Source organism: Pedobacter sp. B4419 (genome assembly GCF_059693725.1).
In genome coordinates this window covers 2,291,056-2,316,109 of the sequence record NZ_JCASSL010000001.1, presented here as the reverse complement: position 1 = coordinate 2,316,109, position 25,054 = coordinate 2,291,056, and the positions used below count along the sequence as shown (strand labels likewise).

The following is a 25,054-nucleotide window of genomic DNA, read 5'->3' as shown; positions in this document are numbered from 1 at the left end:
GCCAAACGCGTGCAAACACGTGCAAGTCTATAAATGGTTGATAGAGAATGAATAACAGTTCGGAATTGCAACAACTTCAGCAATGCTTGGAATTAATAGCAAATAAATTCAATCGGGGCAATAGCGCCGAATGGACAGGCTATGATTTTGAAAAACTGAGCATCGAAATCCTGGAAGCTACTGGAGTTGTTCTGAGCGTAACCACTTTGAAGCGTCTCTGGGGCAGATTGAAATACACCAATATGCCTACGGTTACCACTTTAAATACCTTGGCAAAATTTGCGGGATTTAATGATTGGAGTGATTTTAAGCAAAGCCTAAATTCCGAAAGAAAGGTCAAAGCTGCTGAAAATCCTACAAACGGAAAAAAGGCCTGGAAATGGCAAAACTGGCTTGTAGCTGTAGTGCTGTTGCTAGTGGTTGCTTGTACATTGCTCTTATCAAAAATAGATACAGAGGCCCAAGTGGACAATTCAAGCTATCAATTCAGCAGCAATAAGGTTAAAACAGAAGGTGTGCCCAATTCAGTCGTCTTTAATTATGATGCAACGGCAAGTGACGCCGATTCTGTATTTATTGCCCAATCGTGGGATGTAAGCCGTAAAGTATCGGTCAGTAAAAACGAGCACACTTATTCTACCATCTATTACAATCCGGGTTATTTCAGGGCGAAGCTAATGATAGGGAAGAAGATTGTTAAAGAACACGATTTGATGATCTCTTCGGATGGTTGGTTGGCCATGGTTTATAAGAACGGAGCCGTACCGCTCTACTTTAAAAAAGATGAAGTGCAAAAAGACGAGAAGGTAGAAGTGGGGCAAGATTTGTTGTTGAAATACAATGTTACCTTGCAGCCTTCTTTGCCTTCAGTGCGTTTTTTTAACGTAAAGGACCTTGGTGGACTGAAAAACGACAATTTTGTTCTTGAAACCACCCTAAAAAGCGATTTTAATCAGGGTACAGGAGCCTGCCAGCAGGTAAACGTTATGATATTGTGCAAAGGCGATATGATTTCGATCCCACTTTCTTCTAAAGGTTGCATAGGCGATTTGGCTTTGCGGGCTGTGGGCCGAGACATAGAAAGTAAAAATGCCGACCTTTCTAAATTTGGCTGCGACCTGAACCAATGGGTAAAAATAAGGGTAGAAAGCAAAAACAGACAAATGCGCTTTTTTGTAAATGATGTAGAAGCCTACTCATTGAGCTTTGCCCGCGAAAGCAGCGAGATTGTTGGCCTGCAGTATCGTTTTAATGGCACAGGTGCAGTTAAAGACACCAGATTTATAGAAAATGGAAAGCCAATTGATCTTAAATAACAGGTGGAAATAAACCAATAGTGCTATCAAAAAAAAGTCTCGTATCGACTGGTTTGTATAATTTTTTTGAGGAGATTAATTTAATTTTTTATCTTTGCCCCAATTCCTGATTGGTTTAACGTATTAAATATCAAGGAAAAATGACAGCGCAAACTTACATATCGCCCCTTTCGCTCATTGCCTAATTAGGCAGCTGTTCTCCTATCAATATATTTTATTGGAATAAATTGCACTGCATAGTGCCGCTGCCGCTATTTTATTTTTTTGTCGAGCGTATCAAAAGGGTATATCCTTACTCAAGGACGAATAGTGATCCAAAATTAATTTATCAAATTTTGATTGAAGTCCAATGGACCCACATGAATGCTTGTGCCGTATCAGATCGGCAAGGCAAAAGAAAAGACTGGTCAAAAAAGACCATGATAAGCAACTCATTTATTTAAGCAGGCGCAGAGATGAGCTTTGGCAACAAAAAGTAAAGCTGCCACTGGTACCACTCGAGCAACCATACCAACGTGGATGGAAGCGTTTTTTTGTACTGAGAGATGATGTAAAGCATAGCCCAAGGGCTGAGTTTTATGCCAATTTACTTGTTAAAATCAACACTGTTCAATACGATAAGGATAAAGCTTTTAAACGCAAGAAACGTCGCAGAGGGCGCTACGGATATGAATCGAGAAGGCAAATGCTTCGCGATTTCGATCCTTATGCTTGGGAAAGGAATAGAATGGAACTGGTTGAACAGGAAAGAGCCTGTTTTGTATGCATAGAGAATTTCAATTCCAGAAATGGCCGTGGTGATTCGAGGTATGTATTTGCAGAACCTTGGCGCTTTGTGCTCAAGGTAGAAGCGCATATGGTTACGCACCAAAAAATGATTGATGTTGCGATCGAAAAAGAACTGGCAGGTATTGATGTGCATATCCAAAACCATTGTTTGGCACCACGGATGAATTTATTAACCCATGGCCGACACTACAGGTGGAGAGGCTGGCATGAAGAACCTGTCAAACACATTAACAAAATTAAAAACATAACCAGGTACGTCGGTAACGATGGCTACCTGGAATTATACACATAAGCCATATGGGCAATTTAAGAACAAAAGATTTAAGTAAAATAGGCTATCATAACGACCAATTAAGAAGTTTGGTGATTATGGTAGCTGCAAAGAATTTCAAGCACCATAGCAAGCAGGAATTGCTGGCTTTGCTGGTTGAGATTAAAAATGATCCAGCAGCATTTCTGGATAACGAATTAACAGCTAAGATAGCAGAGAAGATTATAGGCAAAACAGACAAGCCTACTTTTAAAGCCTATGAGCTTAACGAAGAACCTGTGGCCTGCAAAGCCTATGGGGGTAAAGGCATAGAAACCTCGGCAAAAAAGCAGATGGAACTGGCCAATCTCTTGCCCATAAGCGTTCAGGGTGCTTTAATGCCCGACGCACACATGGGCTTTGGCTTGCCTATTGGCGGTGTTTTGGCTACAGATAATGCGATTATTCCTTATGCCGTTGGGATGGATATTGGCTGTAGGATGGCGCTATCGATCATTGATGAAAGCGAAAGTTTTTTTAAGCGCTATGGCTATCAGGCTAAGGTAGCTTTAAAGCAACATACGCATTTCGGTATGGAAGGCGGATTGGAACGAAGACAAGAACATGAAGTATTGGATAACAGCTTGTTTAATGAGCTTGCATTTTTAAAACCTTTGCATGGAAAGGCAGCAAGGCAGCTGGGCTCATCGGGCAATGGAAACCATTTCGTAGAATTTGGCGAAATTGAGCTTTTAGACCATAACTCGTTGGGTTTGCCAGCTAAAAAATACCTGGCTTTATTGTCGCATTCGGGCAGCAGGGGATTGGGATCGGCCATTGCCAAGCAATACACCCAAATTGCCATGAACACCTGTAAGCTACCGAGAACGGCACAGCAATTGGCTTGGCTCGGCCTGAACAGCGAGGCTGGGCAAGAATACTGGCTAGCTATGACATTGGCCGGCGATTACGCCAAAGCCTGTCATGATTTGATCCATGCCAATGTGCTCAAATCCTTGGGATTAACGGCTTTGCAGCTGGTAGAAAACCATCACAATTTTGCTTGGAAAGAGCAGTTGGCCGATGGCAGACAGGTTATTGTGCATCGTAAAGGAGCCACGCCCGCACATGAGGGCGAGTTGGGCATTATTCCGGGCAGCATGGCCACGCCAGCTTATTTGGTAGCAGGCAAGGGCTGTAGCGATGCCTTGTATTCGGCTTCGCATGGGGCAGGAAGGGCCATGAGTAGGCAAAAGGCAAAAGATAGCATGACCAATTCGGCCATGAAAAAAATGTTGGCCCAGGCTGGTGTCACTTTAATTGGTGGTACGGTAGAGGAAAATCCGCTGGCTTACAAGAACATTGAAAGCGTAATGGCTGCCCAACAAGAACTGGTTTCAGTACAGGGTCGGTTTTTTCCAAAAATTGTGAGGATGAATAAGGAGTAGGTATGAAAAAGACAATGATACAAATTACGGCAGGCAATGGACCGGCAGAATGCTGTCGGGTAGTAGCTTGCGTGCAAAGCCTGCTCATTAAACAAGCCAAACAGCTGGGAATCCAATTGGGAGTATTAGAAAAAGAGGCTGGAGAACTGAAAGGTACCTTGTCATCAACCGTTATGTTGGCTACCGGCGAGAAGCTGGATGCCTTTGTGAAGGAATGGACGGGCACCATCCAATGGATAGCCCAAAGTCCTTACCGCAAATTCCATAAACGCAAAAACTGGTTTGTGGGCGTCAGTTCATTTCAGGTGCCTGAAGTAATGAATTGGGATGCGAAAGACGTGAAGTTTGAAACTTGTCGTTCATCTGGCCTTGGCGGACAAAACGTTAACAAGGTAGAAACAGCAGTAAGGGGAGTGCATTTGCCCTCAGGTATTCAGGTAATGGCGATGGATAGCCGATCGCAGTTGGCGAATAAAAAGCTTTGTCTGGCTAGGCTTCAACAAAAGATAATGCTTTGGCAAACCGAGCAGTTATTGGTCCAGCAGCAAAGCCAATGGTTGGCACATCATGGCTTGATCAGGGGAAATCCTGTTAAAACCATTAAACAGGATCTTTTTTAATCTAGACTTGGTGATCTATTTTTTTACATCTGCTTTGGTTAGGCTATTTATGGTTATTTTAACTATTAATTAACTTATTTAATCAATTAAATCATGAAAAAGCTATTTACTGTATTTACAATGGTTGCTGTTTTGGCACTAGGTATGAGTCAAGCTGCAAATGCTGCCGATGGACTGATCAAGAAAAAAGGAGAGGCAGTTTCAAAAAACTTATCCTCTTTTTATTCGTCAGGAGTTTTAATTGGACCAGGTACAGATTATTATTCATCAACAGGCACCGTATTTTTGGCTTGGGGTGGAGATCCGCTACCTGCCGGTGCTTATTATTATATTGATGATTATAATGTGGAATATCAAAGTGCTGGATTTCCCGGTAGCGAAGGCAATACCATTAATATTCCCATGTCTGCTTTTGGTGGACCGGGTACTTATCAGGTAGGCATTGTTTATTGGGACGGAGGAATTATCTATAATTACGTAGTGCCCATTACGGTTACTTTGCTTTAAACCGAAGTTTAGCTTAAGCAATTATCCATTTGAAATTTAACTCTTTAAACTTTAAAATCATGAAAAAGCTATTTACTGTACTAATGGTTGCTGTTTTAGCCTTAGGAATAGGTGAAACCGCAAATGCAACTGATGGATTAATGAAAAGAAAAGCCGAGGCGGTTGCAAAAAAGACTTTTCTTTTTGACCCCGAGGGGACGTTGTCGGGGCCAGCCCCACAAGCTTACTCCTCAACTGGAAGTATAGCTCTTTATTGGCTAGGAGATCCACTTCCGGCAGGTGCTTATTATTACATTGATGACTATAATGTAGAGTATCAAAGTGCTGGAAGGGCAGGTAACGAAGTTGGAGGAACCAGTATTCCCATGTCTGCTTTTGGTGGTCCGGGCACTTATCAGGTAGGCATTGTTTACTGGGCTGGTGGCATACTGCTCGCTTATACCTTGCCTATTTCGGTTACTTTTTACTAACAAGCAATTTAAAATCGAAAAGCAAAAAAACATCCACAATTGTGGATGTTTTTTTAATGCCTTTTTTAGAATTGTTTGAAATGTATAATTATTGCTTTGAATCTTATAGTCGAAGTTTAGCCGATAGGTTGTAGCTTTGTTTATAACAAAACTTAATTAATAATTTATGATACAAGCCAAAGGTTATGCAGCACAAACTGCAACAACAGATTTAGCTCCCTGGGATTTCGACCGTAGGGAAGTAGGACCTCATGATGTTCAACTAGAAATATTGTACTGCGGGGTTTGTCACTCAGATCTTCACCAAATCAAAAATGACTGGTTTCCGGGTATTTTCCCAATGGTGCCAGGCCATGAGATTGTGGGTAAGGTAATTAAAGTGGGCGACCATGTTAAAAAGTTCAAATTAGATGATTTGGCCGGCGTAGGCTGTATGGTTGATTCTTGCCAGGTTTGCGAAAACTGTAAGGATGGATTGGAGCAATATTGCCTAGAAGGAAATACACAAACTTACAATAACAAAGACAGACAAGGCGTACCAACTTATGGCGGTTATTCAAATACCATCGTAGTACGTGAAGAATTTGTATTGCACATTTCTGATAAATTGCCATTGGCTGCTACGGCGCCATTGTTGTGTGCAGGTATTACCACTTATTCGCCTTTGCGCCACTGGAAAGTAGGAAAAGGCCATAAATTGGCAGTGCTGGGCTTAGGTGGTTTAGGCCACATGGGTGTGAAGTTTGGCGTAGCATTTGGTGCCGACGTTACCGTATTGAGTACTTCTCCATCAAAAGAAGCTGCTGCTAAAGAACTAGGTGCCCATCACTTTGTAGTAACCTCAGATCCTGCACAATTGGAAGCGGTTAAAGGCTCGTTCGATTTTATTTTGGATACGGTTTCTGCAGAGCATGATATGAACATGTACCTGTCGCTTTTAAAAACCAATGGAACGCATATTTGCGTAGGTGTGCCATCTGAACCTTATGCCGTACAGCCGTTTGCGCTGTTGGGTGGTCGTAAAAGTTTGGCAGGTTCTGGAATTGGAGGCATTCCTGAAACTCAGGAAATGCTTGATTTCTGTGCCGAACACAATATCGTTTCTGATATCGAACTGATCGACATTAAAGACATCACTGCATCTTATGAAAGAATGCTAAAAGGCGATGTGCGTTACCGTTTCGTAATTGATATGGCAACGCTTTAAGCTGAACTACACTGAAGGCCTCTCATGCAAATGGGGGGCTTTTTTTGTTTAGCTAGGGGAAGTGAAATGTAAGAGGTGAAACGGAAGATGGAAATGACTAGTTGTATTGAATTTTTTCAACATTCAAACTTTCCAACATTTAACAATTGCAATAATTCAGGAATAAATCCAACAGTAAAATCGCTTGTTTTGATATTCAAAGCTTTGCGGGTGTTTCGTGCGTTAGGCTTTTGGCATCTTTCACAAAATGGGAGAAATCGGTATAGCCTAAATCGGTATAATTGCCCGAACTGCCTTGTGCGCGGTAATGTTTAAGTCCCGTTTTGAGGCGTAGGATTTTAACACATTGCTTAGGCGATAAGCCCAGTACTTCTTTAAAATAGCGGTTGAGCGTAGGTACTGAAAGGCCTATTTGTTGGCCAATTGCTGTAGCTTTTAGTACATGTGCCGTATTGTCCATCAAATCCAAAGCCTTTTGTACAAAATCTAGCTTTACAGAATTTGAGTGTTGGGTTTTAGGGCACAAGTAGGCTTCCATCACAGCTGTTCTGCTAGCAAAATCTGGTGCTTTGCAAAGATCTTCTAGTAGCGATGCCGGCAAATGATGGCTTACATCCAATTGCTTATCGATAAGTAGTTCGGGCTTAATGTTCCATAACTGTTGCAGCATGCCAGGCTTGAATTTAACTGCAAATTCCTTGGCACCGGCAGGATAAATACAGCTGATGGCTTCCGTTAAATTACCCAATATTTTTGGTTCGCTTAAGGAGTATGGTATCGAGCCTGAGTGATTGTAGATTTGTTTTTCGAAGGCGGTAATTGGAACAGCAATGAGCGTATTCAAACTAGGCAATGCCACAATAGAAAAATCTCCGGGATGTTTCGGTGGAACGGCTATTTCAATGTAATATGCCACCAAATGCGACAGCTCTTTTGCAGGATAGCGTAACTGTACACAACTGGAGGTTTCCTGCTCAAAAATTACTTTAGCCTTTTTCATGCTTAAAGCTTAAATAATGCAATAGCTGTACGCCAATAGCACTCGTAAAAAGGCGTTCTTTGGTGTTTCCCAACAATTGCTGCGTCCAGTCTACCAAGCCTCCATCGCCAATTTCAATCGTTTCGTTATCCATGCTGATATAGGTTTTGAATTGCAGGCCCTTGTAATAGCTTTGAGTCTCGTTTCTTTCTTCCACACTTACTGGAAAGCTAAAATTTTGTTGCTGCAGGTATTCGCTGCAAGCCTTAATCAGGTTTTCTCCATTTTTATAGCCGTTTAAAGGAATAATCGAGAAACGGATCGCCTCAATGCCATAGTTCTCGATCAATAATTTAGCATGGGCATTAAAGTGCTGCAACGGTGCTTTTTGTTCGAATTCAAAATTTCCCTTGTCGCTTCCGGCGCTTACCAGGCATCCCATGGAAAAATGTGGGGTATGTGCCGGACTTTTTAAGGCACCTGTTCTCAGCAGGCGGATTATACTTGTATATTGATAGGGCTCTTGGAGCTGTTTTGTCTTTTTAAGGTGAGCGTAATGCAAGGCCAATGCATTGGTAGGATCGGCTTGTACCTCGCTGTTTCTTAAGGCCGAAAGTATTTTCTGCTGTGCTACGGTAGCCACTACCGAACAAGAACCTAGTTGGGCCACTGGTGCCAGTTCTACAGGTTCAAAACCTAAACTAGCCCATAATTTCAGAACATTGAGCTCTTGTTCCTTAAGCCTAATTACATTGACTTGAGCCGGTTTTACCAATCGGTTGGCTTCATATTGCTTTAACAAGATTGGTGCTGCTATCTGTTTGAGCCTTTGGTCAAAAACCTCCAATAACAAAGAGTTGAGATCGGCACCATTCAGGTTTTCGGCCAATAGCCTGATCAAATCTGGATACCCAAGCTTTGCTGCAATATGTGTGGCTATGCTTTTGCTCATTGCTGTTTTTCCCATTCGGGCCTCAAAATGCGATAGAGGTAATCGTCTATCGTTTTGCCGTTTTTGAGTACGGACGATTTCTGGATGGCTTCTAAAGTAAAGCCACTTTTCTCCAGCACTTTCATGGAAGCTTTATTGTGTTCAAAAACTCCTGCAAATACCCTAAACAGGTTTAATTGGGTAAAGGCATAATCGATGAGCAGCTTTACGGTTTCCGTAGCAAATCCCTTGCCCCAAAAAGGCTGGCCCAGCCAATAGCCAATTTCGGCATTATTTCTATAAACGTCGCTCTGCGGAACTACACGCGCAATGCCGATGAACTGCTCATCCGAGTAAATGGCGAAAACATGTCCCAGCAAGCCTTGTTTATCCAATTCGAGAAATTGCTTGGCATTGTCAATCGAATAGGGCGAAGGAAAAACGTCTCTCAGGTTTTGGGCAATTAATGGGTTGTTGGCCAAAACCTGGATTTCTTCTGGACTTGCGTTCTGTATGTGCTGTAAAGTTACCATGCAACAAAAATCGGAAATTGTCTTTCAAAATCTGGTGTAAAAATCGCTCAATTTTCAATTGGAGGTTTTTCGGTTCTCAATTAACAGTTCAACAATCGAAAGTTGCCAAAACTTGCCATGGATGATCACCCTCTTGAGCAATAAGGCTAATTTTGTCAAAACTTAAAAACCTGGGCAGTTCTACTTGTCTAATTTCTTCAAATAGGGTATCGGTACAGGTAGAATTTCTTGGATGCATCAAAGTAAGGTGTGCTTCGTGCAATCGTGGCTGCGCAATGGCTCCTTTTAAGACAAGTCTTCTCAGTTCCTGAAACGCTGTGTTGGGACCAATAGCCGGTAGTAAAACACCCTTATCTGCTGCAAACCTGACTGCTTGGCCAAAGGTAATACCAATTGAAGCTGTTTTCAGTTGGGCCAAATTTGTTTTGATCAGGTCGATTTCGTGCAACTCGTCTTCCCGGCATAGGGTAACATGACTTTTAATAATTGCAAATTGTTGTGGATTATGCCTGCTCCGGATGCTTTCAATAGCCTTATTATATTCCTCATCCACAAAAAGTGTAAGCTGTATCCGTCTTTTGCCTGTTTGGTCCATGTGGGTAAATAGTCGTCAATTTACAATTTTCTTCCCATATAATTTCTAAGCGCAAAGGACACAAAGTAAGAGAAGGTGTAATGTAAGAGGTAAAATGGAAGATGGAAGCCTGTACGCGAGCTTGCTGGAAGTTATAACCGTATAGGACACAAAGTTTCGCAAAGAAATAAGCTTTGGTCTTTGCTTAGTTCTTATTTTCTTTACCAATTACTAATGAACCAATGACTAATGAACAACAAAAGAACCTTGCCTTTAACAGCTAAACCTTATTGAAGCGTACACGAAATGCAATGGAGTAAAGCGGAAAGAAGGGCGACAATTGCCGATAAGCAGTGACATTGTTTTCCAAGCAAGGCAAAACTTATGGTTTTCAGGCGGTACGCAAATAGTTTATCCATTTGTCATCCAGAGCGAAGTGAAAGATCTATTTCTAAGCAGATTCCTAGCTACACTCGGAATGACAAATTGGTTTGAATAAACTACAGCTGTGGTATTAGTCTCTGTTCCAGAAGGCAGGTGGCTCTACGCCCAGGCTGCGCAGGTAAACGGTGCCTTGTGCACGGTGGTGGATTTCGTTATCGATGAAATAGAGGAGGGATGAAAAAACCACTCCTTCGTACATGCCAAATGCCACTACGGTTTCCTGAAATCTTTCTTCGGAAATTTGTGCAAAAAAGGTCTTGATTTCTTCTGTGCCTGCATCAAAAAGCCTTAACAAACCCTCCTTGTTTTGATCTGCTTCTTCAATGACATGGCCGTTAATGTTGCCGGTGTGCTCCCAGCTGTCGGTAGCAATGCCACGAACGCCCGGACCTGAAATATCGATAATTTCTTTCATCATTTCGGCAAAAGTGCGCATGCCTCCAATGCGATAAGTAAATAGTTGATCGGCTGGAAAAGCTTCGATTACGCGTCTGGTTAACCGGCGATGGCCTAGCCATTGATTTAAGATGTCGTTGTTCGAAGCAAATGTTGAAGCAGCTGCGGCAGTTAAGTTTTGTGTTTCCATGATTAAAGTTTTAATTGTTGAGTATTTGATGTTTTGTTGAGACAAAGAAACTACCCGCTACTGACAACCCTATGTCAGTCTGTTTTTGCACTTTTTGATTTTTTTGAAATTATTTTTGGGTACCTAACCAGAAGCGGATTTGGTGGATTTGTTTGAATAGAGCTGCATGCTCTAAATCAGCGATTTAATTGCAGAAATATGCTTTAACAAGTATTTTTTTAATATTTTTGAGTTATTAATCATCCTTAATCGTTCATACAATTGTCTACTATTCAAGCATCTCCTCAAAAGGCGACAAAACCGGATTCTGATCTGGTGATCAACCTTTTAAATCGAGTTTATCCCTTAAGCGATGAACTCAAAAAAGAAACATATGCCAATATGGTTACTTTCGAATATCCGAAGGGCCATGTACTGGTAAAGGAATACACCATTTGCCATTATGTGTATTTCATCAAAAAGGGCGCCCTGATGGGCTGTACTACACACAAGAAAAAACATATCGTAACTTATATCTCGGTAGAGAACGAATTTGTAAGCTCTATCTCTGGCCTGTATGGTAATGGTGCCTCTAAAGAAGCCATTATCGCCGTTGAAGATGTAAGCTTGGTTGCTATACCTACCGACGTGCTGAAACGCCTGTTTTTGCACCACTTCGACATCAATTTTATTTTTAGGGTGATGCTGGAGCAATATTACATGGATGCACAGGAACGTGCGCACATTGTACGCGTAGGCAGCGCCAAAGAACGCTATCTCTATTTTATCCAAACCAAGCCAGGCTACATGGAGCGCCTGCCTTCAGAATTTGTGGCTTCGCTATTGGACATGAAGCCCCTAACGCTGGTAAAAATCCAGAAGCAATATGCCCTTTCGCTCAAAAAGGACAGGGAGATGGAAAATATATGCAAACAGATAACGCAGCAGATGATAGAAAAGCAAGCGTTTAAAGACAAAAACCTGAGCCTTAAATCGCTTTCGGAGGCTTTGGGCTTGTCGCCCCATAAGCTTTCGTCTGTTTTAAACAACCATTACCAGCAAAACTTTATGGATTTCGTAAATACCTATCGCATTGCCAATTTGAAAGAACAGATTGCAAAGCCTGGATTTATGCAAAGCTATACCATCGAAACCCTGGCGCATGACGCTGGTTTTGCTTCCCGGAGCGCTTTCTACAATTCCTTTAAAAAACTGGTAGGACAAAGCCCTTCTGCATACTTGAAAAGCCTTGGCTATTAGTCTTCTAGACCATTTGTTTTCAAAAATTTGTACTGATTTATAATTATGGACAAATTAAGCCTCTCTTCCTTGCCGAGATAAATATAGGTTAGCTAACTTCGTCTTGTTATTCGCGCTCAACGCTCTATCTCCTTGAAAGCGAATTAGAAAGATTATCCTATAAAATAATTCATAATGTCTCTCATCAATTAACCAGCTATTGTTTGCAATAGCTGGTTGTTACTTCCTGCCAAGCCGGGTGCTGTTCAGCGCCGCAAACAAAGCTGATTATCCTGAGTAAGCTTTATCTGTTGTTTTTTAGCCTTGAAACTAATTTTTATTTAAAAATAAACCAAACTAAAAAGAAAATGAACGGAAACAGTTTTGTTGGAGAAGTGAGGTTGTACGCTGGCGATAATGCCCCGAGTGGGTGGGTGATATGCGATGGCAGAGGCCTGGACATCAACGAGTACATGAATTTGTACGTGGTGATACAAGAGACTTTTGGTGGCGATGGGCAACATTTTAACGTGCCTGATTTAAGGGGCCGTATTCCTGTAAACACAGGCACTAAAGATAACACGGTTAAGCTGTACCTTGGGCAACAAGCTGGCGCTGAAAAAGTTGAGCTCACTGCCGATCACTTGCCCCCGCATAACCACTTGGTTTATGTTACCGGAGATGATGCGAATTCTGTTACGCCTGTAGGTTCTTTTATCTCTAGAACATTAACGAAGGCTAAAGAAGGATTTTCTACTTATGGGCCTTACAATAAGGACAAAAAAGTGAAAATGAATACAGGTTCGATAGCCAGCTCTGGAACTGCCACCAGTGTGCCAACCGTACAATCGTTTGTAGCCATGAACTACATTATCTGTTACGAAGGTGTGATGGCTATAGTAGAGAACTATATTGGCGAAGTTAAAATGTTTCCTTGTTGGAACGACCGCTTGGCCAAAGATTGGACGCTATGTAACGGCAGCTTATTGCCGATCAATAACAACACCAAAACTTTATTCTCGATTTTGAAAACCCAATATGGCGGTGATGGACAAACCAATTTTGGTGTGCCTGACTTGAATGGCAGGGCAGCTGTAGGGGGCGTTCCAGGCGATACGGTATATGGTTTTGGAAAGAAGTTAGGTGCTATGGAAACAGCACTGGTGTACAATAACATGCCTCCGCACAGACATGATGTGATGGTTGCAGATGGACGTGGTACTTCGCCTACGCCTGCTGATAATTTTTTGGCAACTACAGATGATAAGCAAGAGATGGGAGCGCATTACCTTACGGGAAACCCATCTGGAAACCTTTCTACGATGGACATGAATTCATTGGGTGTTACGGGTATAGCAAAGCCTATCAGTAACATACAACCGGTAATCGGTCTAGTTTTCGCAATTGCTTTAACAGGAATTTTTCCGCAAAAATCATAACCTCAACCTTTAACCAGAACAAATTAAACAGACCATGGACTCATTTTTAGGAGAAATAAGAATTTTTGGCGGAGACTACACCCCAATAGGCTGGATGTATTGTGCCGGACAAGAAATGCCCGTTAGCGGGCAGTTTAATAGACTTTACCAAATTCTCGGAAATAAATATGGCGGTACGCCCGGCCAAACCTTCAGGTTGCCCGATTTGAGGGCGAGGGTAGCTTTAGGTTCCGGACAGGCGCCTGGCTTAACAAATTATACGGTTGGGCAAAGTGGTGGAGGCGATTACAAATTGGCTACAGTACCTGCACACGGCCATGATCTTTGGGCCAGCAACGATGTTCCAGCTGATGCTAGTCCAAAAGGCAATGTATTTTCAGTTATGCCAAGAGGCGTGTTGAAATATGGCACAGCAGTAACCAAGCCATCTACGCTACACGCGGCTACCATAGAACCAGACCCGCGCAATGTGGAGGCAGTAACTAACATCCAGCCCTCGCTAGCAGTGAATTACATTATGTGTGTTGTTCCCATTTAACTAAATAAAGAATTACTAACGCTCAAACCATAAATAGGCTATCTCTTTAAATAGGGGTAGCCTTTATGCCATCTATTAATGCTAAACCAACGCTCATGAAACTGAAACTCTACTTCTTGTTGCCATTGCTTTTTATTGCCGTTTGGGCTTGTGGCCAAAACTCGATAGTTTATAAGGATGCTTATCAAACCACTCCGGTTACCTTAAACAAAAGCGGGGGTTTATACAATGGCAAAGTGTTTTTTTCGGCTCAAGGAACTGATAGTTTTGGTACGACCTACACCTACAATATCCGTTGGTGCATCAATTACAATAACCAGAATTTTAATGCCTGGGTGATGGATTCGAGCCAAGATCATCCAACCTGCCAAACAGGCAACGCCTATTATTACAACAGAGCTGATACAGAACTGCCTCCGCCAATTGGGGTAGGTACTTGGAACGTAGTAAATGGGACTGGGTTGCAGCTAAGTGGAGATGGTCTCTTTGGTGCCCCTGCACTAACTACCAATTTGGCAAGTTCAATAGGTATAAATAATGCCACCATGGGGGGCTTTGTAACCTTTAACGGTGGTGCAACAATTACTGAACATGGCGTAGTGTATGCAACAAGCCCAGCAACGCCAACGGTAACCGATAGCAAAGTAGCAATGGGTAGTGGTATGGGTGGTTTTTCGGGAACGCCTAATGGTTTGGCTCCGGGTACTACGTATAATGTAAGGGCTTATGCCATCAACTCGTTTACCGATGCAAGCAATGGTCAGGTTTACACTTTTATAGGCTATGGCAATCAGCAGAGTTTTACCACTTTAATCCCTACCATTACGTCAACTGCGGTTTCGGCCATTCCCAATGGTACTTATGGAACGGCATCTGCTCCAGGCAGCTTTACCGTTTCTGGCGCAAATATGTTAGCGGGTATTTTGGTTGCGGCACCTCCCAATTTTGAAGTGAGCTTAAGCGCAGGCAGTGGCTTTGGTCCGAATGTTACAGTAGGCGCAGCAGGTACGATTAGTGCAACAACAGTATATGTAAGGCTGGCAGCCAGTAACAATGCCGGAAACTACAGCGGTACAATTAACCTTAGCAGTACTTCGGCTGTTGCCAAAACCTCGGCAATAGGTACAAGTACCGTAAATCAAATTCCAATAACGGTAAGAGTCTTAACCATTGCAAAAAATTATGGGAATGCAACAGATTTATCAGGTAACATGGTTTCTTTGGTGCGTGTTTCTGCAGGATCTTTGCTTGTCGGTTCGAATATACTCCAGGCTGGTTTAAGCAGCGCCGGTGCAATCGGCTCGGCAAATGTAGGCAATTACGACGTGGTCATTACGAACGGCTCTATAGTTATTTTAAATGCTTCTAGTGTTGATGTTACTGCCAATTATGCGATTACTTTAGTTAATGGCTTACTAATGGTTAGTCCTGCTTTGCTAATCTACACCGCAAATTCTGCCACAAGAGTTTATGGAGCAACCAATCCTGCCTTTTCGGGTACGGTAACGGGTTTTGTGTTGGGGCAGACCGAAGCTACGGCTACCACTGGAAGCATGGTTTTTGGCAGCACTGCAAACAGTGCCAGCAATGCAGGATCTTATGCCATCAACGGAAGTGGTTTGGTAGCCAATAATGGCAATTACATTTTTTTGCAGGCAGGTGCTAACACTACCGCATTGACGGTTACAGCTGCTACCTTGACCTATGTGGCTAGTAATGCTTCAAGAAACTATGGCGCTACAAATCCTACTTTTACAGGTACGTTAACAGGCTTTGCCAATGGCCAAACCCAAGCTACCGCAACCACAGGAACCTTGGCTTTTTCGAGTACGGCTGGTGCAAGCAGTAATGTGGGCACATATTTGGTTACTGGAAGTGGCTTAACAGCCAACAATGGCAATTATACATTTGCGCAGGCTGCTGCAAATAGTACCGCTTTGACCATTAATCCAGCTACGCTAACTTATACGGCCAATACCGCTTCAAGGGCATACGGTAGTGTCAATCCGACTTTATCGGGTACATTAGCGGGTTTTGCCAATGGCGAAACCCAGGCTACGGCAACCACAGGAACCTTAGCATTTAATACTTCAGCAACTACGAACAGCAATGTAGGTTCTTACGCGATTATCGGAAGTGGCTTAACCGCTAATAATGGCAACTATAATTTTGTACAAACAACTGGAAACAGTACTGCCTTAACCATTACGCCAGCCACCTTAACTTATACGGCGAATAGCGCTTCAAAAACATACGGTGCATCAAATCCTGTTTTTTCGGGCACGGTAACAGGTTTTGCCAATGGCGAAACTTTGGCAACGGCAACCACAGGGACTTTGGCTTTTGGTAGCACAGCAACTACAGCCAGCAATGTTGGTTTGTATGGGATCAACGGAAGCGGTTTGACGGCCAACAATGGCAATTATGTTTTTGTGCAGGCATCGGCCAATGGCACGGCCTTTACTGTCAATCCTGCAACGTTAACTTACTCAGCTTCTTTAGCTTCGAGATCATATGGTTTGCCTAATCCTATACTTTCTGGTACGGTAACCGGTTTTATTAATGGCGAAACTTTGGCCACGGCAACAACTGGGACCTTGGCTTTTGGCACAACGGCAACTACCGCCAGCAGCGTAGGTGCCTATCCGGTTATTGGGAGTGGCTTAACAGCGAATAACGGCAACTATAATTTTGTGCAAACAGCTGGAAACAGTACTGCCTTAACCATTACGCCAGCCATCTTAACTTATACGGCCAACAGTGCTTCCAAAACTTATGGTGCATCCAATCCAACTTTTTCGGGTACGGTAACTGGCTTTGCCAATGGCGAAACTTTGGCTACGGCCACTACCGGAACTTTGGCGTTTGCCAGTACAGCAGTTGCAAACAGCAATGTGGGTTTGTATCCTATTGATGGAAGTGGCTTAACCGCTAACAATGGTAATTATACCCTTACACAGGCAGCTGGAAATAGTACTGCACTGACCATTAGTCCGGCTGCTTTAACTTATACGGCCAATCCGGCTTCGAGAACATACGGTACGCCAAATCCTGCATTTTCAGGTACAGTAACCGGTTTTGTATTGGGGCAGACCCAGGCCACCGCTACTTCGGGAACCTTGGCTTTTGGTAGCACAGCAACTACAGCCAGCAATGTGGGTTTGTACGCTATCGATGGAAGCGGTCTAACGGCTAACAACGGCAATTATAACTTTGTACAGGCTAGTGGAAATAATACGGCATTGACCATTACACCTGCTACTTTGACCTATACGGCCAATAATGCTTCAAAAACCTACGGTACAGTTAATCCTGCATTTTCTGGTACGGTAACCGGCTTTGCCAATGGCGAAACTTTGGCCACAACAACTGCAGGAACCTTGGCTTTTACAAGCACTGCCACTACAAGCAGCAATGTGGGTGTTTATCCAATTGCCGGAAGCGGCTTAACAGCGAATAATGGCAATTACGTTTTTGCCCAGGATGCAGCCAATGGCACTGCCTTTACTATCAATCCTGCAACGTTAACTTACTCGGCATCTTTAGCTTCGAGGTCTTATGGTTTGCCTAATCCTATCTTTTCTGGTACGGTAACTGGTTTTATAAATGGCGAAACAGAAGCTACAGCCACCACAGGCACCTTGGCTTTTGCAAGTACGGCTACACAAAGCAGCAATGTAGGTATCTATCCGGTTACTGGAAGTGGCTTAACCGCTAATAATGGCAACTATAATTTTGTGCAAACAGCTGGAAACAGTACTGCCTTAACTATTACGCCAGCTGCTTTAACTTATACGGCCAATAGTGCCTCGAGAACATACGGCACGCCAAATCCGGCCTTTTCGGGTACGGTAACCGGTTTTGCCAATGGCGAAACTTTGGCTACAGCTACTACCGGAACCTTGGTTTTTGCCAGTACGGCTGTTGCAAACAGTAATGTGGGCTCTTATGCTGTTAACGGAAATGGATTAACCGCAAATAACGGCAATTACACTTTTACGCAAACAGCTGGAAATAACACTGCATTAACCATTGGTCCGGCTACTTTAACTTATGTAGCCAATAGTGCTTCAAAAATATACGGCTCTTCAAACCCTGCTTTTTCTGGTACGGTAACCGGTTTTGCCAATGGCGAAACTTTGGCCACGGCCACCACTGGAACCTTGGCTTTTGGCACAACGGCAACTACGGCTAGCAATGTAGGTTTGTATGCTATTAATGGATCTGGCTTAACTGCTAACAACGGAAACTATGTATTGGCACAGGCATCGGCTAACAATTCGGCATTTGCCATCAATCCAGCTAGCCTAACCTATGTAGCCAATCCGGCTTCGAGGATTTATGGAGATCCCAATCCGGCATTTTCGGGCATGGTAACGGGTTTCTTGTTGGGACAAGATTTGACTTCGGCCACTACTGGAACCTTGAGTTTTACTTCTCCTGCCAATGCGGTTAGTCCAGTTGGACAATACAGCATTAACGGCACTGGCCTAACAGCGAACAATGGAAATTATGATTTTGCACAGGCTACTGGCAATGCCGTTGCACTTACCATTAACCCTGCACCACCAGTTCTAGCTGGCACAAGTGTTTTAAACTATAACGAAAAAGATCCCGCAAGTACGGTTAATACAACTATTTTGCTAAGCGATGCTGATAATGGTACTTTGGCCAACGCGCAAGTAAGCATCAGTGCAAACTTTATTTCGGGCCAGGACATACTTTCATTAAGCAGTAATCCGGCCACCATGGGCAATATTATCGGCGTCTTTGATCCGGCAACGGGAATATTGAGTTTAAACTCGACAGGAGGAGCAAGCTTAGCGCAGTTTCAGCAAGCCTTGCGTGCGGTTAAATACACGAACAGTTCTGCTAGCCCTTCAACGGCGCCAAGGACTATTAGTTTTATAATAAACGATGGCTCGTTGAACAGCAACGTAGTTACCAGTACCATTAACATCACTGCGGTTAACGATGCACCGGTTTTAGCTGGAACAAGCATTTTAAACTACACTGAAAAAGATCCTGCCAGCATCATTAACGGAACAATTACAATAAATGATGTAGACAATACGACCCTGACTAAGGCTACGGTTATCATCGGTACAAACTATGTAGCAGGGCAGGATGAACTTTCGCTAACAAATGTGCCTGCTACAATGGGCGATATTACAAGTGTTTTCGATCCAATTACAGGTACAATTACACTCACCACAGCAACAACGGCTAGCTTGGCCCAATTTAGAGAGGCCTTAAGCGCGGTAAAATATGTGAACAATTCTTTTAATCCGTCAATAGCGCCGAGAACCATCAATTTTATGGTAAATGATGGAATAGCCAATAGTAATGTAATTTCGAGCACCATTAACATCACGCCAGTTAATGATGCGCCAGTTTTAGCGGGTACAAGCATCTTGAACTATACTGAAAAAGATCCAGCCAGTGTAATAAATGCGGGCATTAGCTTAAATGATGTAGACCATACAACTTTAGGCTCGGCAACGGTAGCCATCAGTACAAATTATGCATCAGGACAAGATGTACTTTCATTTGTAAATGCTCCATCTACCATGGGAGATGTTACGGGTATGTTTGATCCTGCTACTGGAATATTGAGTTTAAATTCTACAAGCGGTGCTACTTTAGCCCAATTTCAAGAGGCTTTGCGCTCGGTAAAATATGAAAATAGCTCTACACATCCCTCAACAGCGGTTAGAACAATCAGCTTTACCGTTAGTGATGGTGCTTTGCCTAGCAATATCATCAACAGTACAGTCAATGTAGCATCAGTTAATGATGCGCCAACGGTAGCGAATGCCATACCGACGCAAAACGGGGTAGAAGATTCTCCTTTTGCCTTTACTTTTGCCAATAATACTTTTCAGGATATCGAAGGCGATGCATTAACCTACACCGCCAGGTTAACGGGCGGTGCGGCTTTGCCTAGCTGGCTAAGCTTTGATGCGGTTTCCAGAACTTTAAGCGGAACGCCAGTTCATAGTTCGATAGGTACTTTAGCCGTAGAGATTATAGCTAACGATGGCAATGGGGGAACTGTTGTAGCGCCTTTCAACATTGTGGTTGCGCCAATTCCTTTAGCCAATATCACTTACGTTACGCCACAAAATCTGTCCATAGATGTAGCGATAACGCCAATAGTACCAATAAATACTGGCGGATTGGCAACTTATAGCATTAATCCGGCATTGCCTATGGGGTTGAATTTAGATCCAATCACAGGCATCATTAGTGGTACGCCAACAGTTGTTTCTTCATCGGCAACCTATCAGGTAAGCGCTACAAATGCCAGTGGAACAAACCATTTTAATTTAATAATCCATGTAATAGGCAATCAGGCTATTGTATTTAGTGCATTGCCGAATCAAACTTACGGAGATGCTGCCTTCGATTTAACGGCAATAGGTGGCAATTCGGGAAATCCGGTAACTTATAGCAGTTCTGTTGCCAGTGTAGCTACCGTTACTGGCAATAAAGTAACCATAGTTGGTGCAGGAACAACGATTATTACGGCTAATCAGGCAGGAAACGCAGATTATACGGCGGCAACGGCTGTGCAGCAATCGCTAACCATTGATAAAAAAGACCAAACCATCAGCTTTGCGCCTTTGGCAAACAAAACCTATGGCGATGCCCCATTTGATTTAGCTGCGACCGGTGGAAACTCGGGTATTCCGATTACTTACGTGAGCTCCAATACCAACGTAGCCACTATTAATGGTGATAAGGTAACGATTGTTGGATCGGGCACGACAAATATTACCGCATCGCAGGCAGGGAATGCCAATTTCAACGCAGCTGTTGATGTAGCACAACAATTAACGGTGGTTCAACAAGAGCAAGTCATCAGCTTTGCCCCATTAGCGAACAAAACCTATGGTGATTTGCCTTTCAATTTAATGGCAACAGGTGGCGGATCAGGAAATCCAATCGTCTACACAAGTTCAAACACCAATGTAGCTACCATTACTAATAATGTGTTGACCATCGTAGGCGCTGGTTCAACAGAGATTACCGCATCGCAATTAGGCAATGCCAATTATAATGCAGCAACAGTTGTACCTCAAATCCTAACGGTTGATAAGGCCCTTGCGGTTTTAAGCTTGACTAATTTGGTGCAGGGCTATGATGGCTCGGCAAAAACGCCAACTGTAAATGTTGTTCCGAATGGAATTACCGGAATAAGCTTAAGCTATGATGGACAGGCAATAGCTCCAACAAATGCAGGTACTTACGAGATAGTGGCACAATTAAGCAATGCGAATTATACGGCTGTAGTTGCCATTGGCAATTTAGTGATCAATCCTTTGGTTGTGACTGCAACAGCTGATACAAAAAGCAAAACCTATGGCGATGCTGATCCAGCTTTGACCTACACTTTCAGTCCTGCTTTGGTAAGTGGCGACAGCTTTTTAGGCTCGCTTTCAAGAACAACTGGAGAGAATGTAGGTGCTTATGCCATCAATCAAAACAGCTTGGCGCTGAACGGCAACTATACCTTGAACTATACTGGTGCGGATTTGACCATCGGCAAGAAAACGGTTGATGTCATCGCTGATACTAAAAATAAAATCTATGGCGATGCTGATCCAGCCTTGACCTATACTTTCAGTCCAGCTTTGGTAAGCGGAGATAGCTTCTCAGGTTCGCTTTCAAGAAGAACTGGAGAGAATGTGGGTGCTTATGCCATTAATCAAAACAGCTTGGCGTTGAACAACAACTATACCTTGAACTATAGCAGTGCTGACCTGACAATCGGCAAGAAAACAATAGCTGTCATCGCTGATGCAAAAAGCAAAACCTATGGTGATTCAGATCCAGCTTTAACTTATACCTTCAGCCCGGCTTTAATAACCGGCGACAGCTTTACAGGCTCGCTTTTAAGAACAACGGGCGAGAATGTGGGTGCCTATGCCATCAATCAAAATAGCTTGTCTTTAAGTGGCAACTATACCTTGAACTATACTGGAGCCGATTTGACTATCGGCAAGAAAACGGTTGATGTCATCGCTGATGCAAAAAGCAAAACCTATGGCGATTCAGATCCAGCTTTAACTTATACCTTCAGTCCGGCTTTAATAACAGGCGACAGCTTTACAGGCTCGCTTTTAAGAACAACGGGCGAGAATATAGGTTCATATGCCATCAATCAAAATAGCTTGTCTTTAAGTGGCAACTATACCTTGAACTATACTGGTGCTGATCTGACTATCGGCAAGAAAACGATTAATGTCATCGCTGATGCGAAAAGCAAAACCTATGGCGATTCAGATCCAGCTTTGACTTATACTTTCAGTCCGGCTTTAATAACAGGCGACAGCTTTACAGGTTCATTGTTAAGAGCAACGGGCGAGAATATAGGTTCGTATGCCATCAATCAAAACAGCTTGGCGCTGAATAGCAACTATATCGTGAACTATACTGGAGCAGATTTGACTATCGGCAAGAAAACGATTAATGTCATCGCTGATGCGAAAAGCAAAACCTATGGCGATTCAGATCCAGCCTTGACTTACACTTTCAGTCCAGCTTTAGTAACCGGTGATAGCTTCTCAGGTTCACTTTCAAGAACAACAGGCGAGAACGTTGGCACCTATGCCATCAATCAAAATAGCTTGGCACTGAACGGTAATTATACGCTAAACTTTACAGGTGCAGGCTTTGCTATTGGCAAAAAAGCCTTGGTCATTACTGCCGATAACAAAACCAAATTATTCAATCAGGCCAATCCTGTTTTAACGGCAAGCTATTCGGGTTTCGTAGGTACAGAAAATGCTACTGTATTCACCACCCCGGTTAATTTAAGTACTCCGGCTACGCTGTCTTCGCTGGCTGGTACTTATCCGATTACGGCTAGTGGAGCAGTGACGCAAAATTATGCGATCACTTATGTTGCTGGTACTTTAACCATTAATGGCACCACACAGACCATCAGCTTTGCAGCTTTGCCAGATAAGCTCTCTACCGATACGCCATTTCAGCTTACGGCAACAGCCAGTTCAGGTTTGACGGTGAGTTACACCAGTAGCGATGTAAGCATTGCCCGGATCATTAATGGCAATCAGGTTGAGATCCTCAAAGCAGGTACGGTAAACATTACGGCAAGCCAAGCCGGAAACGCCAATTACATAGCCGCTGATCCGGTTATTCAAAGTTTGAAAATTGCGGATAATCCGGCGCCAATCATTGCCATTACCAGCAACCTTGGCAATAGCATTAGCAAAGGCGAAACAGCTTTGTTAACGGCAATGGGAGCAGTAACCTACCAATGGGCTACGGCAAATGGAATTGTAGCCGGACAAAACAGCGCGACTTTAACCGTTCGTCCTTCGCTAACTACAACTTATACGGTTACCGGAAGCAACATTTATGGAAGAAGCAGTACCCAGCGCATCACCATAGAAGTAAAAGAGGATTTTAAAACCTTAAATGCCACTAATATTATTTCGCCGAATGGTGATGGCGTAAATGATTATTGGACTGTAGAAAATATCGATCTGTATCCAAACAACTCGGTCACCATTTTTGACCGTGCCGGAAAAACCATTTTTAAGGTAAAAGGCTATAAAAACAATTGGGATGCCACGCTCAATGGTTCGCCATTGGCTGAAGGTACCTATTATTACATTATTGATTTTGGAACTGGTTTTGGTACTAAGAAGGGCTTTATAACCTTGTTGAGGTAAGATTCTTCAACAGCAACAAATAAAAAGGGCATTCAAAGCAATTGATGCCCCTTTTTATTTCCTTATATTTGGGTAATAGGAGCAACATGGATTATCAAACTTTTCAAATCAGTCCCGAACTCAACGCCTTTGTCAAATGTGCCTGGACTCTAGAAAGTCCTGCTTTGGCGAGCGAACAGAAGCAAAGAATTGTGCCCGATGGCTGTATGGAAATGATTTTCCATTACGGCGACCTGTACAAGCAATATCAAAGCGAAGAGACCTATGTCATTCAGTCCCGCTGTTTTGTTTTTGGTCAAATTACCTCAGCGTTAGACATTGCACCAACTGGAGCAACCGGGATTTTCGCAGTCCGTTTTAATCCAGATGGTTTTTTGCCCTTTACAAAGCTCGATGCACAACAACTAGAAAATAGAGCCGTTCCTTTGGCCGAGTTGTTTGGCGATGCCGGACTTCGGTTAGAAAAAGCAGTGTTGGCTGCAAAAACTACTGCCGAAAGGATTAAAATCGCTGAAACATTTCTGCTCCATAAACTTGAGGAAACTGAAGTTGCGAATAATTTGGTCAAATCCTGCGTAAGCGCCATGCTTGCCCTCAACGGACAGCTTTCTGTAGGTGAATTGAGCGAACAGCTCAAGATAAACCGTAGACAATTGGAACGTAAGTTTGCCACAAACGTGGGATTAAGTCCAAAGCAATTGAATAAGATTATAAGACTACAGACGGCTTTAAAAATGCTGTTGGAAAAACGTTTTGATAATTTAACGGATGTGGCTCATGAGGCTTCTTATTACGATCAGGCTCATTTTATCAAGGATTTTAAAGAATTTACGGGCATCAGTCCGAAGAAGTTCTATGCCGCTAACCTGCAACTTTCGGCTTTACTGGTTAGCTCGGAATAAGCTGTCGTGTTTTTACAATTTTTTGTATTTGCTGATGCGCAAATTTGTCTTATAAATTTAAAACAGAGGATACTTATGAAAAAAATGATGTGTGGCCTTGCATTGGCCTTCGTGGCAATTGTTGCCCTTGCTTTTAAAGCAGCATTTACAGATTTAGACAAAACCAAATGGCTGATTGGCACCTGGGAGCAAAAAACGGCCCGTGGCACGATGTACGAAAGTTGGGTAAAGGCATCGTCTACCGAATTTCATGGTAAAAGCTACGTGATCAAAGAGAAAGATACCATGGTTTTTGAAAACATCAAATTGGCACAGCAAGCCGATGGTCTTTTTTATATTCCAACGGTGAAGAACCAGAATGGTGGCAAACCAGTTAGTTTTAAAGCTAAAACTGTTTCAGCAACCGAAATGGTATTTGAAAACCCTGCCCACGACTTTCCGCAACAGATCAGCTATAAACAGATCAACAAAGATTCGCTGGTAGCCGAAATCTCAGGCACGATCAACGGCAAATTCAAATCGCAAAAATTCAAGATGCGCAGAAAAGATTAACAAATGCATCTTCAAGCATAAGTCAAAGCCTCTTTAAGGGGCTTTTT

Annotated in this window: 18 protein-coding genes; 13 read left to right on the top strand and 5 right to left on the bottom strand. The window is 43.0% G+C overall.

Features of this window, described 5'->3' with window-relative positions; genetic code table 11:
- The first annotated feature begins 47 nt into the window (after window positions 1-47).
- The 7 genes from AC570H_RS09630 (at window position 48) to AC570H_RS09600 (ending at window position 6,607) form a co-directional block, all read left to right on the top strand.
- On the top strand, window positions 48-1,316 hold the full coding sequence (locus tag AC570H_RS09630) for a hypothetical protein (protein WP_497354109.1): 1,269 nt from the start codon (window positions 48-50) through the stop codon (window positions 1,314-1,316).
- 349 nt (window positions 1,317-1,665) lie between these two features.
- Window positions 1,666-2,397 (top strand): hypothetical protein, encoded by a 732-nt coding sequence (locus AC570H_RS09625; RefSeq protein WP_497354107.1) that lies wholly within the window; start codon window positions 1,666-1,668, stop codon window positions 2,395-2,397.
- 5 nt (window positions 2,398-2,402) lie between these two features.
- A complete protein-coding gene (locus AC570H_RS09620) occupies window positions 2,403-3,803 on the top strand; it encodes an RtcB family protein (RefSeq protein WP_497354105.1) in 1,401 nt (466 codons plus the stop codon).
- Window positions 3,804-3,805: 2 nt separating this feature from the next.
- Window positions 3,806-4,423, top strand: a complete 618-nt coding sequence (prfH, locus tag AC570H_RS09615) for a peptide chain release factor H (protein WP_497354103.1) — start codon at window positions 3,806-3,808, stop codon at window positions 4,421-4,423.
- A gap of 93 nt (window positions 4,424-4,516) precedes the next feature.
- Complete coding sequence (locus AC570H_RS09610) at window positions 4,517-4,930, top strand: hypothetical protein (RefSeq protein ID WP_497354101.1); 414 nt, start codon at window positions 4,517-4,519, stop codon at window positions 4,928-4,930.
- A gap of 59 nt (window positions 4,931-4,989) precedes the next feature.
- The gene (locus tag AC570H_RS09605; protein ID WP_497354099.1) at window positions 4,990-5,400 is read left to right on the top strand and encodes a hypothetical protein; all 411 of its coding nucleotides are present in this window, start codon (window positions 4,990-4,992) and stop codon (window positions 5,398-5,400) included.
- A gap of 166 nt (window positions 5,401-5,566) precedes the next feature.
- Window positions 5,567-6,607 (top strand): NAD(P)-dependent alcohol dehydrogenase, encoded by a 1,041-nt coding sequence (locus AC570H_RS09600; RefSeq protein ID WP_497354097.1) that lies wholly within the window; start codon window positions 5,567-5,569, stop codon window positions 6,605-6,607.
- A gap of 196 nt (window positions 6,608-6,803) precedes the next feature.
- On the opposite strand, the gene AC570H_RS09595 is transcribed toward AC570H_RS09600, so the two are convergent.
- The 5 genes from AC570H_RS09595 to AC570H_RS09575 form a co-directional block, all read right to left on the bottom strand.
- Entirely contained in the window at window positions 6,804-7,607 is an 804-nt protein-coding gene (locus tag AC570H_RS09595) for an AraC family transcriptional regulator (protein WP_497354095.1), read from the bottom strand.
- On the bottom strand, window positions 7,594-8,553 hold the full coding sequence (locus tag AC570H_RS09590; RefSeq protein WP_497354093.1) for a hypothetical protein: 960 nt from the start codon (window positions 8,551-8,553) through the stop codon (window positions 7,594-7,596). Before AC570H_RS09590 ends, AC570H_RS09595 begins: the two co-directional genes overlap by 14 nt.
- Complete coding sequence (locus AC570H_RS09585; protein ID WP_497354091.1) at window positions 8,535-9,050, bottom strand: GNAT family N-acetyltransferase; 516 nt, start codon at window positions 9,048-9,050, stop codon at window positions 8,535-8,537. The genes AC570H_RS09590 and AC570H_RS09585 overlap by 19 nt, the downstream gene beginning before the upstream one ends.
- A gap of 88 nt (window positions 9,051-9,138) precedes the next feature.
- Complete coding sequence (locus AC570H_RS09580) at window positions 9,139-9,645, bottom strand: 2'-5' RNA ligase family protein (protein WP_497354089.1); 507 nt, start codon at window positions 9,643-9,645, stop codon at window positions 9,139-9,141.
- Window positions 9,646-10,138: 493 nt separating this feature from the next.
- Window positions 10,139-10,654, bottom strand: a complete 516-nt coding sequence (locus tag AC570H_RS09575; protein WP_497354087.1) for a DinB family protein — start codon at window positions 10,652-10,654, stop codon at window positions 10,139-10,141.
- A gap of 315 nt (window positions 10,655-10,969) precedes the next feature.
- Between AC570H_RS09575 and AC570H_RS09570 the strand changes: the two genes are divergently transcribed.
- The 6 genes from AC570H_RS09570 (at window position 10,970) to AC570H_RS09545 (ending at window position 25,007) form a co-directional block, all read left to right on the top strand.
- Window positions 10,970-11,893, top strand: coding sequence for a helix-turn-helix domain-containing protein (locus AC570H_RS09570; RefSeq protein WP_497354085.1), 924 nt, complete (start codon window positions 10,970-10,972; stop codon window positions 11,891-11,893).
- A 347-nt stretch (window positions 11,894-12,240) separates the two neighbouring features.
- The gene (locus tag AC570H_RS09565; protein WP_497354083.1) at window positions 12,241-13,311 is read left to right on the top strand and encodes a phage tail protein; all 1,071 of its coding nucleotides are present in this window, start codon (window positions 12,241-12,243) and stop codon (window positions 13,309-13,311) included.
- Between the two features lie 34 nt (window positions 13,312-13,345).
- Entirely contained in the window at window positions 13,346-13,849 is a 504-nt protein-coding gene (locus AC570H_RS09560; RefSeq protein ID WP_497354081.1) for a phage tail protein, read from the top strand.
- Between the two features lie 95 nt (window positions 13,850-13,944).
- Window positions 13,945-23,553, top strand: a complete 9,609-nt coding sequence (locus tag AC570H_RS09555) for an MBG domain-containing protein (RefSeq protein ID WP_497354079.1) — start codon at window positions 13,945-13,947, stop codon at window positions 23,551-23,553.
- Between the two features lie 86 nt (window positions 23,554-23,639).
- On the top strand, window positions 23,640-24,455 hold the full coding sequence (locus AC570H_RS09550) for a DUF6597 domain-containing transcriptional factor (RefSeq protein ID WP_497354077.1): 816 nt from the start codon (window positions 23,640-23,642) through the stop codon (window positions 24,453-24,455).
- Window positions 24,456-24,530: 75 nt separating this feature from the next.
- Complete coding sequence (locus AC570H_RS09545; RefSeq protein ID WP_497354075.1) at window positions 24,531-25,007, top strand: DUF6265 family protein; 477 nt, start codon at window positions 24,531-24,533, stop codon at window positions 25,005-25,007.
- The last annotated feature ends 47 nt before the right edge of the window (window positions 25,008-25,054 follow it).